At 65.1% G+C, this 14,493-nt stretch carries 14 protein-coding genes; 2 read left to right on the top strand and 12 right to left on the bottom strand.

Translation table 11 applies throughout. The annotated features are described in order from the left end of the window. Window positions 1–13: 13 nt before the first annotated feature. From msrB to BSY17_RS11615, 8 genes are all read right to left on the bottom strand, one after another. Window positions 14–415: a peptide-methionine (R)-S-oxide reductase MsrB gene (gene msrB / locus BSY17_RS11580; protein ID WP_069066927.1), complete on the bottom strand. Its 402-nt coding sequence runs from the start codon at window positions 413–415 to the stop codon at window positions 14–16. Window positions 416–446: 31 nt separating this feature from the next. Continuing rightward, a complete protein-coding gene (locus BSY17_RS11585) occupies window positions 447–1,523 on the bottom strand; it encodes an NAD(P)/FAD-dependent oxidoreductase (protein WP_237236526.1) in 1,077 nt (358 codons plus the stop codon). Continuing rightward, window positions 1,520–2,194 (bottom strand): methyltransferase domain-containing protein, encoded by a 675-nt coding sequence (locus tag BSY17_RS11590; RefSeq protein ID WP_069065612.1) that lies wholly within the window; start codon window positions 2,192–2,194, stop codon window positions 1,520–1,522. The genes BSY17_RS11585 and BSY17_RS11590 overlap by 4 nt, the downstream gene beginning before the upstream one ends. After that, a complete protein-coding gene (locus tag BSY17_RS11595) occupies window positions 2,191–3,243 on the bottom strand; it encodes a type III polyketide synthase (RefSeq protein WP_069065613.1) in 1,053 nt (350 codons plus the stop codon). The genes BSY17_RS11590 and BSY17_RS11595 overlap by 4 nt, the downstream gene beginning before the upstream one ends. 105 nt (window positions 3,244–3,348) lie before the next feature. Further along, entirely contained in the window at window positions 3,349–4,374 is a 1,026-nt protein-coding gene (gene holA, locus BSY17_RS11600; protein WP_069065614.1) for a DNA polymerase III subunit delta, read from the bottom strand. After that, entirely contained in the window at window positions 4,371–4,871 is a 501-nt protein-coding gene (gene lptE / locus BSY17_RS11605) for an LPS assembly lipoprotein LptE (protein ID WP_069065615.1), read from the bottom strand. The genes holA and lptE overlap by 4 nt, the downstream gene beginning before the upstream one ends. Before the next feature lie 121 nt (window positions 4,872–4,992). Beyond that, window positions 4,993–7,563, bottom strand: coding sequence for a leucine--tRNA ligase (gene leuS, locus BSY17_RS11610; protein ID WP_069065616.1), 2,571 nt, complete (start codon window positions 7,561–7,563; stop codon window positions 4,993–4,995). Window positions 7,564–7,667: 104 nt separating this feature from the next. Further along, window positions 7,668–8,117, bottom strand: coding sequence for a DUF3576 domain-containing protein (locus tag BSY17_RS11615; protein ID WP_037474366.1), 450 nt, complete (start codon window positions 8,115–8,117; stop codon window positions 7,668–7,670). A 244-nt stretch (window positions 8,118–8,361) separates the two neighbouring features. Between BSY17_RS11615 and BSY17_RS11620 the strand changes: the two genes are divergently transcribed. Next, a complete protein-coding gene (locus BSY17_RS11620; RefSeq protein ID WP_069065617.1) occupies window positions 8,362–9,087 on the top strand; it encodes a hypothetical protein in 726 nt (241 codons plus the stop codon). A 112-nt stretch (window positions 9,088–9,199) separates the two neighbouring features. Here the strand turns inward: BSY17_RS11620 and BSY17_RS11625 are convergent, their stop codons facing one another. Then, complete coding sequence (locus tag BSY17_RS11625; protein WP_069065618.1) at window positions 9,200–9,502, bottom strand: hypothetical protein; 303 nt, start codon at window positions 9,500–9,502, stop codon at window positions 9,200–9,202. Between the two features lie 19 nt (window positions 9,503–9,521). Continuing rightward, window positions 9,522–10,091 (bottom strand): thiamine phosphate synthase, encoded by a 570-nt coding sequence (locus BSY17_RS11630; protein WP_069065619.1) that lies wholly within the window; start codon window positions 10,089–10,091, stop codon window positions 9,522–9,524. A gap of 23 nt (window positions 10,092–10,114) precedes the next feature. Here BSY17_RS11630 and BSY17_RS11635 point away from each other — a divergent pair, with 23 nt between their 5' ends. Then, the gene (locus tag BSY17_RS11635; RefSeq protein WP_069065620.1) at window positions 10,115–10,849 is read left to right on the top strand and encodes a YggS family pyridoxal phosphate-dependent enzyme; all 735 of its coding nucleotides are present in this window, start codon (window positions 10,115–10,117) and stop codon (window positions 10,847–10,849) included. Here the strand turns inward: BSY17_RS11635 and BSY17_RS11640 are convergent. Both BSY17_RS11640 and pdeM read right to left on the bottom strand, forming a co-directional pair. Beyond that, the gene (locus BSY17_RS11640) at window positions 10,827–13,628 is read right to left on the bottom strand and encodes a TonB-dependent receptor (protein ID WP_069065621.1); all 2,802 of its coding nucleotides are present in this window, start codon (window positions 13,626–13,628) and stop codon (window positions 10,827–10,829) included. The genes BSY17_RS11635 and BSY17_RS11640 overlap by 23 nt on opposite strands. 188 nt (window positions 13,629–13,816) lie before the next feature. Continuing rightward, a complete protein-coding gene (gene pdeM / locus BSY17_RS11645; protein ID WP_069066928.1) occupies window positions 13,817–14,476 on the bottom strand; it encodes a ligase-associated DNA damage response endonuclease PdeM in 660 nt (219 codons plus the stop codon). Between the last annotated feature and the right edge of the window lie 17 nt (window positions 14,477–14,493).

Below are 14,493 nucleotides of genomic sequence, written 5' to 3' on the forward strand. Positions count from 1 at the left end.
GGACGATGAACGGTTAGTCGTCCTGGCGCGGTTTGAAGTCGAGCGAGGCGCTGTTCATGCAATAGCGCTGGCCGTTGACGCCTGGACCATCGGGGAAGACATGGCCCAGATGCCCGTCGCACTTGGCGCAGCGGACTTCGGTGCGGACCATGCCATGGCTGACGTCGCGGATTTCCTCGACCGCATCGATATCCACTGGCGCTGTGAAACTGGGCCAGCCGGAACCGCTGTCATATTTTTCCTCGGCGTCGAATAATTCGGTGCCGCAGCCCGCGCAATAATAGCGGCCATCGACCTTGTTGGCGTTGAGATTGCCGGTAAAGGCCCGCTCGGTGCCGCCTTCGCGCAGCACATGATAGCGTTCAGGCGAGAGGCGCGCGCGCCATTCCGCATCGGTCAGAGTCAGCTTTTCCATGGCGGCAATATGGGCATGCCGGGCGCGGCGATCAAGCATCGGCGATGCGAGTGAGGCGCATGGCAAGACCTGCGGCCCCCGGTGTTGCGCTCAGGACACGGAGCAGGCCGGGATAGCGCCCCAGCGCGCGAAAACCCGCCGCCGCGCGCAAGGGAAGCAGCGCCCGCCGCGCGAAATGGCGTTGATAGCGCTCTGCGCCGTCGCGTCCCTGCGCTTGCCATTGCGCCACGGCCTCTGCGGCGCTGGCGAGCGCGATACCGATCCCCTCCCCTGCCAGCGACGGGATCACCGCCGCCTGATCGCCAAGTCGATAGAGCCCCGGCCAGGTCGTGATCGCGCGCCAGCCATAGGGGACATCGCCGATCGCATCGATGCTGGCGTGGGCGGGCACATCCCCCAGCCGATCGGCCAGCGCGGGCGAGCGATTGGCCAGCGCCGCGATCAGGCCGAGCGGACGGCCACCCGCTTCGATCAAGCGGCTCTTGCGCACCGCCATGCAGAGATTGGCGCTGCCATCCTCTTGCAACAACAGGCCGACATAGCCGCCCTCGACCCAATGGAGTTCGATGCGACCGCCGATCAGGCGCTGCCGCGCAGGGCTGGCGGGCAGACGCAACCGCAAGCCGAGTTCGGGGTGTGCGCCGTGACGGGGCCGGGCCGCGCCGCGCACATCATGCTTGCCGGTGGCGAGGAACAGGCTGTCCCAGTCGAGCGCCTGCCCATCGTCCAGCGTGATCGCGGTCGGCGTCAGCGTGCGCACGGCATGGCCCAGCCGGAACATCACCCCAGCCTCGGTCGCGGCGGCGCGCAGCAGCGTGTCGAGTCGGTGCCGCGACAGCCCCATGCCGGACGCGGGGAGCGGTAGTTCTATCTCTTGCCCGCCCGCAAACAAAGCCAGCCGGTCGATCCGGTGGCCGCCGAGCGTGGCCGCGTCGATGCCCAGCGCCTTGATCTGCGCGATCGTCGCCCAACTGAGGAACCCACCGCATAGCGCGTCCCCCGGCACCTGTTGCCGATCGATCAACAGCGGCTCCGCCCCCAGCCGTGCGAGCCGCAGCGCCGCCGCTGCACCGGCCGGGCCTGCGCCGAGGATCAGTGGCGGCTTCATCGTTGCCGGGCGACGCATAGCCGGAAGGGGAAGACACGCTCGATCCGTGCGTCCCCGATACGCGCCGCCCCCAGCATCGCCCGCCATTCACCGGGCACGAAGCTGCGCGCGATCGACAATTGCCCGTCGGCGCGGACGATCGGATGGACGCCGAGCAGGCGGGCGAGCAGTGGATAGCCATGATAGGCAAAGCTGTGGCGATGCAGGTCGTTGACGAACCATCCCATGCGCGCCTGATCCTCCATGAAATGCAGGAACGCCAGCCGCTCCGCCCCATCCATATGGTGGGTGACCAGGCTGGAGATAATGATGTCCCATGGTTCATCCGCCAGCGCGGCATAGTCGCCGGTGCGATAGTCGATGGCCAGCGTCGGGTCGGTGCGCGCCTGCGCCACGGCCTGGCTGCGCGGGTTGAGGTCGATACCGACGAGCGTGCAGGCAATGCCACGCCGCTTCGCCCAGGCCGCTATCCGCCGCAGCATGCCGCCATCGCCATAGCCGACGTCCAGCAGCCGGAACGGGCCGGTCACCGCGCGATCGAGAAAGCGGAGCGTCGGCCGCGCCGCCAGCGTGACGCGATTGACCCGGTCGAGATCGGCCAGCACCCGTGCATAGACGGCTTCGGGCAGGTCGGCCGCATCCATCTGCTCCTGCGCCAGCGATCGCTTCATGCGTCCGCCCGGTGGAAGGTCAGGCCTTCGGCCGCAAGCCCCGGCCCGAAGGCCAGCGCCATCCCCTGCCCGCGCGCATTGCCCGCCAAGATGCGCGCCAGCACGAACATCAGCGTCGCCGACGACATATTGCCAAAGGCGCGCAGCACGGCGCGGCTATGGTCGAGCGCGTGGGGGGCGAGATCGAGCGCGCGGGCTACCGCGTCGAGGATCGAACGGCCCCCGGCATGGACCGCCCACAGATCGATGCTTTGCGCCGGAATCGGCAAGGTGATCGTTCCGGCGAGCGCCTGCGCGATCGCGCCGGGCACTTCGCCCGACAAATGCATGGCGAAACCATGGTCGCCCAAATCCCAGCGGATCAGCGCCTCCGTATCGGGCACGGTCATGGCGAAGGGCTGGCCGAGCGTGATGCCGCCCGCCGCCGGGCTCACCAGCGCCGCCGCCGCGCCATCGCCAAATTGCAGCATCGCCAGCAATGGTTCGACCCGCGCATCGTCCTGCAGATGCAGGCTGCTGAGTTCCACGCACACCACCAGCACCCGCGCATCCGGTTCCGATCGCACGATATGGCGCGCGGATCGCAACGCGACGATTGCGGCATAGCAGCCCATATAGCCGACCATCAGCCGCTCGACCGTCGGGTCCAGCCCCAGCATCGTCACCAGCTTCTGGTCGATTCCCGGTGCGATGAAGCCCGTGCAACTGGCGACCACCAAATGGGTGATGCCGTCGATCGCCACCTGGTCGGCGAGCGCCGCCACCGCGCGCGTGGCCAGGATCGGCGCGGCGTCGGCATAGATGGCCATGCGCTGCGCCGTGGTCGGCCATGGCCCGCCATAAAAGCCGCCTTGCGCGGTCGGCGATCCGGTGCCGCCGTCCAGCACCGACCAACGATGTTGGATCCCGCTGCGCTGTGCCATCCGTGTGAACAATGCCCGTTCGCGCCGGTCGGCGATCCGTTCGCCCGCCCAGTCGATGAAGGCCGGGTGGATGTCGGTGTCCGGGACGGCCGTGCCGATGGCGTGGATCGTGGCGGGAAGGGAAATGATGCGCTGCCTTTGTTGCGCGCGGACGCGGTGGGCCGGTCATACCACCAAGTCGCGACCTGTTCAGCCCTTCAAAGCGCCCAGACCCGCCCTATCGTTCCCGCCCTATCGTTCCCGCGCCGCCTGCCGCGCGATGGTTAGCAATTCGTGGCGCACCAGCAGGTCGCCCGTGCCCCGGCCCGACCGGGTGGCGCGTTCGGCTTCCAGCAGGCGCTGGATCACGCGCGCGATGCCATGGCTGTCCCACAGCCGCACCTGGCGCGACACCAGCCCTTTTTCCTTCCAGAACACAGCCTTGCCTGCCGCCTCCATCGCTGTTTCCAACCGTCCGCTGGCGTCGAAACTGGTACGGATATTGGCGATCAGCATCGCGCGGGTCATCAGCGGGCGGATGACCGACGCCATCGCCGTGCTGGTTTCCTGCAGCCGCGTCAGCTCATGGTGCATGGCCTTTAGGTCACCACCCAGCACCGCATTGACCAGCGGCGCGACCTCCGTATCGGGATTATCCGCCGACAGCGCATCCAAAGCCTCCGCCGTCGCTTCGCACGGCCGGTTGGGCGCAGCGTCGAGATAGAGGATCAGCTTCTCGACCTCGCCCTGCATCAGCGCGCGATCACCATTGGCGAGCGCCACGATCCGCCGTGCGAGGTCCGACGAGAGGCGCAGGCCGCCTTCGCGGGCGATGGCGATGGCGATCTGCTCGGCCTCGCGCGCGTCGGGCTGGTAGGAGATGAAGGCCAGCGTCGCCTTATGGTCCAGCGCCAGCTTGAGCAGCTTCGACGTGGCCTTGAGCGCGCCCGCCACGGCTACGACCGGATTGCCCGCCGCCGGGCTTTCGAGCAGCGCGGTCAGCGCGGGCAAGGATTCCTCCCCCATGCCATTGACGCGAATCCAGCGCCGGTCGCCAAACATCGAAAAGGACGCGGCTTCATCCGCCAGCCGGGCGGGATCGTCGCGCAGCGTCGATCCGTCGAGGTCGATGCGTTCGGCCTGCGGCCCCATCGCCCGCTCCAGCCGCTTGAGCAGCGCCTGGCTGCCCGCATCGTCGGGACCGTAGAGCAGGAAGAAGCGGACGTCGGCAGGCGGGGCGTCGAGCGCCTTTTCGATCTGGCCGCGATTGGCCTTCAAGGATTGGCCGCCTTGCGTGAAAACAGCGCGAGCCGGGTGACGATCTGATCCGCCACCGTCTGCGACAGCCGCTCCAGCGCCGTGTCTTCGGCCGCGATCGTCGCATATTCGCTGGATGTCACGTCAATGCCCGCGTCCGACCCGGCGGTGTCGTCGAGGATTTGCGCGCCGGTCGCTTCGTCGATCAACTGGTAGCGCGCGCGCAGGGTGCGCCGTTCGCGGGTGACGGCGGCGTCGGCGCGCAGGCCGAAGCCGGTGATCTGGTCATCCAGTTTCACTACCAGCTTGTAGCGCGGACCGCTGCCGCCGCTCATCGCGCCCAGCCGATCGTTGAGCGCATTGCGGACGAGCCAGCCACCGCGCCCCTCGATCGGCGCGACATCGACATTGCCCAACGCCTGCGCCACCGCGCCCTGCGTTCCCCCGCCATAGACCGGGCGAAGGCCGCAGCCGGTCAGCAGGAGGGGGATGGCGAGAAGGAGGAGGAGACGCTTCATGACCAGAACCCTTATCCGTTCGGGCTGAGCTTGTCGAAGCCCTTTGCTGAGCGGAGCGAAGCTGCTTCGCCTCCGCTCAGCAAAGCCCTTCGACTTCGCTCAGGGCGAACGGATTTTGCACCTAAATAACCAGATTCACCAGACGATCGGGCACGACGATGATCTTCTTAGGCGTCGCGCCATCCAATATCCGCATGACATTGGGCGCGGCGAGCGCCAGCCGCTCCAGTTCGTCTTTCGCCGTCCCCTTGGGCACGGTGATGGTGTCGCGCAGCTTGCCCATCACCTGGCAGGCGATGGTGACTTCGTCATCGACCAGCAGCGCCGGATCGACCGTGGGCCAGGCGGCATCGGCGATCAGGCCGGTTTCTCCCATATCGGCCCAGGCTTCTTCGGCGAGATGCGGCGTCATCGGCGCGACCAGCAGCGCGAGCGCGCGGATGGCGGCGTTGCGCGATGCGGACGGCGCGGCTTTCTCGACGGCATTGGCCAGTTCGTAGATCTTGGCGACCGCCTTGTTGAAGGACAGCGCCTCGATATCCCTGGCGATGCCGTCGATCGTCTGATGCAGTTTGCGGTCGAGCACCTTGTCGGTGCCTTCCGCCCCGGCCTCGATCTGACCGAACAGACGCCACAAGCGATTGACGAAGCGCCACGATCCCTCGATCCCGCTTTCGGTCCAGGGCAGGTCGCGTTCGGGTGGGCTGTCCGACAGCATGAACCAGCGCACCGCGTCCGCGCCATATTGGGCGATGATGTCATCGGGATCGACGACATTCTTCTTGGACTTGGACATCTTCTCGACACGGCCACGCTCAACGCGAGAACCATTATCCAGCGTGAACCAAGCCCCGTCTCTCTGTTCGACTTCTCCAGGTGCCAACCACTCACCTAAGACAGCGTGCATTTCTGGCGGAATACCATCAGTGTTTGTTTCGGGAGGAAGCGGATAAACTCGTCGGTACGTTTCATGCGTCACCATCCCCTGCGTGAACAGGCCGGTGAACGGCTCGGCAAAGCCCAATTGCCCCATATGCTGCAACGCCCGCGTCCAGAAGCGCGCGTAGAGCAGGTGCAGGATCGCATGTTCGACCCCGCCAATATATTGGCCGACCGGCAGCCATTTTTCGACCGTTTCCCGGTCGAACGGCTTGTCCTTGGGCTGGCTGGCGAAGCGGATGAAATACCAGCTCGAATCCGCGAACGTATCGAGCGTATCGGTTTCCCGCACCGCCGCCTTGCCGCACTTCGGGCAGTCCACATGCTTCCAGGTCGGATGGCGATCGAGCGGGTTGCCCGGAATGTCGAAGGTCACATCGTCGGGCAGGACGACCGGCAACTGCGCCTTGGGCACCGGCACCGCGCCGCAAGTCTCGCAATGGATCACCGGTATCGGCGTGCCCCAATAGCGTTGGCGCGACACGCCCCAGTCGCGCAGGCGGAACACGGTCTTGCCCGCGCCCCAGCCTTCGGATTGTGCGCGGGCGATGACAGCGGCCTTCGCGTCCTCCACGCTCATGCCGTCGAGGAAGCGGCTGTTCACCAACTTGCCCGGCCCGACATAGGCTTCGTTGTGAATCGGCTTGGCTTCGTCGCCCTCAGCAGCCACGACACGTTCGACCGGCAGCATATATTTGCGCGCGAAGTCGAGGTCGCGCTGGTCATGCGCGGGGACGCCCATCACTGCGCCGGTGCCATAATCCATCAGCACGAAATTCGCGATGAACACCGGCAACTGCCAGTCGGGATCGAACGGATGGGTGACGGTCAGGCCCGTGTCGAAGCCGAGCTTTTCGGCCGTTTCCAGTTCGGCCGCCGTCGTTCCGCCCGCCTTGCACAGATCGATGAAGGCCTGCGCGTCCGGGTTTGCGGCCGCAACCTGCTGCGCGACCGGATGGTCGGCGGCGATCGCGACGAAGCTGGCGCCGAAGATCGTATCGGGCCGGGTCGAATAGACCTCTATCGCCTGGTCGAACGGCGCAACCGGCTTGAAGTGGAATTGCAGGCCGACCGACTTGCCGATCCAATTCTCCTGCATCGTCCGCACTTTTTCGGGCCACTGGTCGAGGCTCTTCAGCCCTTCCAACAGGTCGTCGGCGAACTGGGTGATTTTGAGGAACCATTGGGATAGCTTGCGCTTCTCGACCGTCGCGCCCGACCGCCAGCCCTTGCCGTCGATCACCTGCTCATTGGCCAGCACGGTCATATCGACCGGGTCCCAATTGACCGCGCTTTCCTTGCGATAGACCAAGCCCGCTTCGAGCATGTCCAGGAACAACGCCTGTTCATGGCCATAATAATCGGGGTGGCAGGTCGCGAGTTCGCGGCTCCAGTCCAGCGCAAAGCCCAATTTCTTGAGCTGCGCCTTCATGTTGGCGATATTCTCATAGGTCCATTTGCCAGGATGGACCTTCTTCTCCATCGCGGCATTTTCGGCCGGCATGCCAAAGGCGTCCCAGCCCATCGGGTGCAGCACTTCATGCCCCGTCATCCGGCGGAACCGCGCCAGAACGTCGCCCATCGAATAGTTGCGGACATGGCCGATATGGATGCGGCCCGACGGATAAGGGAACATCTCCAGCACATAGCTGCGCGGCTTGTCCGACATATCGTCGGCCTCGAAGCTCTGCTGCTCGTCCCAGATCGCCTGCCAGCGGGCGTCGGCCTCCAGCGGATTGAAGCGCCTTTGCATATTCACGTCCTACCCAAATGCGAGGGGGCTGGGCCTTTGCAAGCCCAGCCCCGAACCGTCAAAAAACTTGGGCGTCGCCTGCGCGCCGCCCAAGCGAAGAAGAATCAGCCGCCAATCGACGTGCGGCGCAGGTCGCGGGCCTTGGTCAGGATCACCTCTTCCAGCTTCTGCACGGTCGCGGCCTTCACCGGCGCGTCGAGCCACTGGCCGTTCTGGCTCACCTGGCGGCTGGCCGCGACGCGCAGCGCGTCGGCGCGCAGATCTTGGTCGAGGATCGACACGGTCAGCTTCATCCGTTCATTGGGGCTGTTGGGGTTGGCGTACCAGTCGGTCACGATCACGCCGCCGTTCGAATCGGTCTGCACAAGCGGCATGAAGGAAATCGTGTCGAGCGCCGCGCGCCACAGATAGGCGTTGACGCCGATCGTCGTCACTTTCGACGCGGCAAGGTCCGCCTTGGGCCGATCCTTGGACCCGCCACCGCAGGCGGCCAACGGCAAAAGCGCGACCAGCAGCAGGCCGGCGGAAACAGGGGCGGGAAAACGGCGGACCATCAGGCATGTCCTAGCTTGGAAAATGACGAAAAACAGGCTGCTTCTATAGTGGCCATGCAGCGTTGGGCAAGGGGCGCTGCGTCGGGACGGGGCGATCCTCGTTTCGCCGTGCCATCGCTGCCTTTTCAAACTCTGTGTGTTCCTTGCAACAGCTCCGACAAAAAGCCCGCCGCCCCCTAGCCAATGGAGGCTTTCCCCGTGTAGAGCGTTACGCATAACAAGGAACAGGGGCGAGAATCGGGTCATGCGCGTACAAAGGGGACATCTGGCATTGGCGGGAGCGGTATTGACCGTGACCGGCTTCATGCTGTCTCCGGCGATCGGCGCGGCCAACAAGCTCGTCCAGATGCAGATCGACGCACCCGTGTCGCTCGGCGCTCTGGGCAGCATCTCCTCCTTCACCCCCACTACCAAAGATCCGCAACTGGCCGCCGCTTATGCGAAAATCGCTGCGTCCGCCAATCGTCAGGGCTTTCGTTTCACACCGACCAGCGGGTCGCTGAGCGGCGAACGGTCGATCACCGTGATGGTCCGCGCCAGCGGGGAACGTGTCGCCGTGGCCCGCACGATCGACCCGATCGACATCAAGCCGGTCGCGTTCAGCTTGAACGGTGCGCAGAACTGGCGCAAGTTCGCGCTGCCCGAATCGCTCGGCCGTAAGCCGCTCGATCCGGTGCCGGTCGAAACCATGGTCGATGCCAAGAATTTCTCGCTGGATGACGCCAAGAAGGATCGCTTCAGCACCAAAATGCTGATCGAAACCCGCCGCGATGCCGTCGCCGCGACCCGCAACCCCGGCGCGGAGAAGGATTATTCGCTGGATCTCGCCAGCTCCTACTCGCTGACGCGCAACCTGAACGTCACGGCCGGCGTGCGCTACAATAATAATGTCGCGGGTCGCCTGACCCCGATGACCGACGACCGGCAGGACAGCCAGGCCGTGTATCTGGGCACCATCTTCAAATTCTGATCGGCTTGCGGGTTGAGTGAAGGTCGGCGGTTGATCTAATGGTCAACCGCGCAGGCTGATTCGTCGTTTCAGAATTTGCGGTTTATGTCAGATCGTGGCGCACAGGCCGTGATCATGCGCGATCGGTGAACCAGCCCGCTAATGCGGAAATCGCGGTGGCAGGCACAGCCAACAGGCCCAGAAACAAGAGCGCTACGGGCCACAAAACATCCGTATCATTTTTCATCCACAGGATGGGAAGCTGGGCGAAGGTCAACAACGCGCCTGCGTACCAGCCATGGCTCTTGCGCAACCAGCCTGCAATCCCGGATAGAAGAAGCGAAACGGGATACCAAAGCGTCCAGTAACCGGCTGCGTCCCATGGTTCCGCGACGCCTGCAATCTGACAAACAAGCTGCCAGTAGAGCCCGCCCATAAGGCACAGAGCGGCTACGCTAAACAATCGCGTTGCCCCCCACCAGCCCATCGATCGCTGCCCAGCCCTCCGCGCCGATCCCGCGCAGCATCCGTTGGTGCTGCGGCTTCACCCCACCCAGCGCCATCACCGGCCTATCCGCCTGCCGCGCCAGGGCGGTAAAGCGCACCCGACCCAAGCTGGCCGCCCCCGGATGCGATCGAGTGGGGAAGAGGGGCGATACGAAGACCATGTCCGCCCTGCCCCGCCGTGCCGCCATCACCTCGCGCGCGTCATGCGCGGCCATGCTGTGCAGCATCGGCCCCCCTGCCCGCCTTGTGTCGCGCCCATGCCAGCCATCGGCCCGCCACGCGGCCGCCGTCCGCCCATCGCCCGCCAGCAGCAGCACCAGCCGCCGTTGCCGCGCCACCTGCCTCACCGCCTCGAATAACGCTCGCCGCGCCTTCCCTTCCGTCCGGTAATGCCGGAACACGATTCCCGCTCGCCCCTTGGGCAAACGCGCCACCGCCGCCAGTAACGCCGCGTCGGCGACCCGCTCGTCGGTCATCAGCCAGATTGTCGGCAGTTTTTTGCGGTGGCGGCGGGTCATGACCCTGTCCTATAGCAGCGCGCATGACGACCGACAGCCCGCAAGCCGCCCTCCGCCTCTCCGCCCTGCGCGACGCCATCGATCGGGCTGCGCGCCTGACCGATCGCAGCGGCGAGGATATCACTCTGATCGCCGTATCCAAGACGCAGAGCGCCGACGCCATCCGCCCGCTGATTGCGGCGGGGCAGCGCGTATTCGGCGAAAATCGCGTGCAGGAAAGCCAGGAGAAATGGCCAGCACTGCGCGACGAGCACCCCGATATCGCGCTGCATCTGGTCGGCCAGTTGCAATCCAACAAGGCGGCCGATGCGGTAGTGCTTTTCGATGTCATCCACAGCCTCGATCGTCCCTCGCTGCTGACCGCTCTGGCCAAGGCGATGGACGCGGCGGGCAAGCGCGTCCCCTGTTATATTCAGGTCAATATCGGCGCGGAGGAGCAGAAGGGCGGTTGCGCCATCGCCGACGTGCCCGCGCTGATCGCCGCCGCGCGCGACGCCGATATTCCGCTGCTCGGCCTGATGGCCGTCCCGCCAGCGGATGTCGAACCCGCCCCATATTTCGCGCTGCTCGCAAAAATGGCGCGGGAGGAGGGCCTCCCGCGCCTGTCGATGGGTATGTCGGGCGATTATGAAACCGCCATCATGCTGGGCGCGACCGATATTCGCGTGGGCACCGCCCTGTTCGGCGATCGTCCAACCCCCGCCCGCCCCGTGCCCAAGAGCGGGCGGGGAATGATCAGAAACTCCCCCGCAACGTGATGCCGTAGGTGCGCGGTTCGGCGAGGTAGGCGGAGATCAGCTGATTGGCCATCGGCGCACCCTGGGCGAACTGACCCGTGGTCGAGGTTGCGGGACTGCTTGACTGGAGCGGGCTGCTGAACGCCACCTGGGTATAATCCTGGTTGAAGATATTCTGGCCCCAGAATTCGATCGCCCAGCGCTGGTTCGGCCCACGCAGGCCGACGCGCGCATTGACGACGGTGAAGCCGTCCTGATTCTTCTCCGGGAACAGGTCAGACCCGGTGTTGAAATCGCTGGTCATGCGGCCATCGACATAGAAGAGCGCCGACAGGCCGCTCGTGCCGATGTCCGGTGTCCAGGCGGCGCTGGCGGTCGTCACCATCTTGGGCGCATTGCTGTTGATCGATCCGGGCAACAGGAACAGTGCCGGGTCAAGCGGCACGCTGCCATCGCCGCTGCCGACCAGACGGCTGGCGAACTTGGCTTCGGCATAGGTGAAGCCGCCGGTCACGCGGAAATTGCGCGCCGGGGTGGCGGTCATTTCCAGTTCGACGCCCTGGCTGATCAGCCCAGGCCCGACATCGTCCGAGCCGCAGGTCCGCGCCGCCGACAGCGCGCTGTCGCAGCCATTGATATTCTGCACTACGAAGCTGGTGCCGTTGAAGGTGTTCAGCTGGAAATTCTTGAACTCCTGACGGAAGGCGGCGACGTTCGCGCTCCATTTGGGCTGGCTGTATTTCAGGCCGATTTCGAACGCATCGACCTTTTCGGCGGCAAAGCGCAGACTGGCGACGTCGGCATTGCTGCGCGGTGAAAAGACCGCCGGAATGGCATTGAGGCCAGTCGATCCCAACTGGAAGCGGTCGAGGTTGAAGCCGCCCGCCTTATAGCCCTTCGAATAGCTGCCATAGAGCAGCAGATCGTCGGTCGCCTTCCACGACAGGACCGCCGTGCCCGACAATTCGCCGTCGCTGATCTTGTCATTGAGGTCGAGCGCGTTGAGGCTGGTCGAAGCATTGCCGAGGCATCCGAGCGTCAGGATTCCGCCCGCCAGCGCTGCCGCGCTGCCCAGCGCCGGGTTGGTAGCCAGGCCCGGCAAAGCGGAGGACTGCAACGCCGCGCAGGTCGCGTTATTATTGTTGAGGTCCGCCGAAAAACGCTTGCTTTCATGGGTGTAGCGCAGGCCCAAGGTCAGATCGAGCCGGTTGGTGACGTGGATGATATTATGGGTGAAGATCGCCCAATTTTCGCTCTTCTGCCGATAGATCGAACCGGTATCGCCGGTGCCTGACGGAATGGCGGCCAGCGCGCGCAGGCCATTCCCCAGGCCCGTCGAGATCGCCCCCGCCTGGCCCGCGGCCACGGCGGCTGGCAGGCCGGCATTGATGAGGGCCGCGGTCAGCCCGGCATTGAGATTGGCCTGTGTCCCCGCGATCAATGGCTGGGTGGCAAGGCCACTGCCGCAGGCGGCGAGTTGCTGCGCGGTGAAATTACTGTTAACGCTGGCTCCTGCCATCAGGCGGCAGGCGGCAAAGCGACCATAGTCCGCGCCGAAACGGATATTATCCTGCAAAGTCAGCCGTTCATTGGCATAATAGCCACCGACCAACCAGTCGAGGGCATCGCCAAAGGCAGAACCCTGCGCCCGCAATTCCTGCGTGAAGGTTTTGAACTGGCGATAAGTGTTGGGGTCGCGGTAGAGCAGGTCGGCGCGATTATAGTCATAATCGCCATAGTCGCTCGACTTGTAATCGCGATAGGCGGTGATGCTGGTCAGCTTCACGCCGCCCAGATCATAATTGATCTCACCCGATACGCCCCAATCCTTCAGCTTGCTGACATAATCGCGGCCAGGCGTGATGGTCAGTTCCCGGTCATAGGGGTCGGCGGCGATTACACTGCCCTGCCCTTCCAGGATCGCGGCAATGCGATTGAACGGCGCATCGGTGTAGCCGCCACCTGCGGCCGGGCGGCGCTCGCGCGCTTCGGTATAGGCTGCGCCGCAGCAGCTTTCATCGCGATTGGTATAATCGCCGATCAGGCGGATCGACAGATCGTCATTCGGCTCGATCAGCGCCTGCCCACGCAGGAAATAGCGGTCGCGGTCATTGGTGTCGCCGACCGTGGCGCCAGCGGTATCCACCAGCTTGTAGAAACCGTCGCGCTTGGACCATACGCCGTCCAGGCTGAGCGCGATACCATCGGCGATCGGCCCGGTGACACGGCCCGACAGCCGCCAATAATCATAATTGCCATAGGTGATCTCACCCTTGGCGCTGAACGTCTGTTCGGGGGCCTTGCTGATGATGTTGATCAGACCCGCCGATGCGTTGCGGCCGAACAGGGTGCCCTGCGGCCCGCGCAGCACTTCGACCCGTTCGATCTCGCCCAGTTCGTTGAGGCCCGCGCCGGTGCGCGAGCGATACACGCCGTCGATGAACACCGCGACCGAGCTTTCGAGGCCGGGATTGTCGCCGACCGTGCCGATACCACGGATACGCGCCGACGCATTGGCTTCGGACCCGGTGGAGGAAACGAGCAGCGAAGGCGCGAGCTGGTTGAGGGTGCGGATATCGCTTGCGCCGCTATTCTGCATCGCCTGCGCGCTGACGGCGGACACGGCGATCGGCACGTCCGACAATGGACTGGCGCGGCGGGTGGCGGTGACGATGATCTCGGCCGCATCCTGTTCGGCGGCGGCCTGCGGTGCCGCGACGTCCTGCGCCTGCGCGCTGGTTGCACCCATGACGAGCGCAATCACCGCAGCGGTCGATGCCCAAAGGCTCTGGTTGGTCATGATGGTCAATCCTCTCCTGTCCGCGCGGCTTTTTGCCGGGTCGGGACGTGCTGGTGATTATGCTGCCACAGCCGGGTTAAGGCAATAGACCCTAGCTTTTCTGCGCTTTTTTGCGGATGCGATGACAGAATGTTCATGCCCTGTTGCTTATCGGCAACGGCTTAATTTCCGGTTTCCGTAGCGTCGCCTTACGATAACGGAAAGCGGAGCATTCGGTCCGCCACCGGCACCAGCGCGGCTGCACCCGGCCCCACGGCACGCCGAATCTCGCCATGACCTGCATCCAGCCCTCCCGTGAGCGCCCCCAACGCAGGCAGAATCAGCTTGGTATCGGACGCGACGAAGCAGCGCCGCGCCACATGCCGCCCGCGCAGCGATAGGCGCAGCTTGGGATGAAAATGGCCGGATATTTCGGGCCGGACATCCCTGGGCGCCGCTTCATGCCGCAGCCATATTCCCCCGACCTCCGCCTCGGCGACCCGGTGCCCCCCCGGCATCGCCGCCACGCCGACATCATGATTGCCAGTGATCCAAGTCCAGTCCAGCCGCTGCGTCAGCGCGTCCAGCCGCCCACGCGCCTGCGGGTCCAGCCGCGCCGCGCCATCGGCATCATGGAAACTGTCGCCCAAGGACCAGACCGCCCGCGCGCCGGTCCGCGCCACCAGCGCCTCGATCACGTCCAGCGTCGCCTGGCTGTCATGGGGGGGAAGGAACTGGCCGAAACGGGCGTACCAGCTCGCCTTCTCGAAATGCAGGTCGGCGACCAGCAGCGCTCCGTGCAAGGGCCAGAATAGCGCGGCTTCCGGCAGAGCCAGAAAGTCGTGCCCCGCGAACGAAAGGGGAACCATGGCCCCGCCTATGCGCT

Origin of the sequence: Sphingobium sp. RAC03 (genome assembly GCF_001713415.1) — a bacterium.
GTDB lineage: Bacteria > Pseudomonadota > Alphaproteobacteria > Sphingomonadales > Sphingomonadaceae > Sphingobium.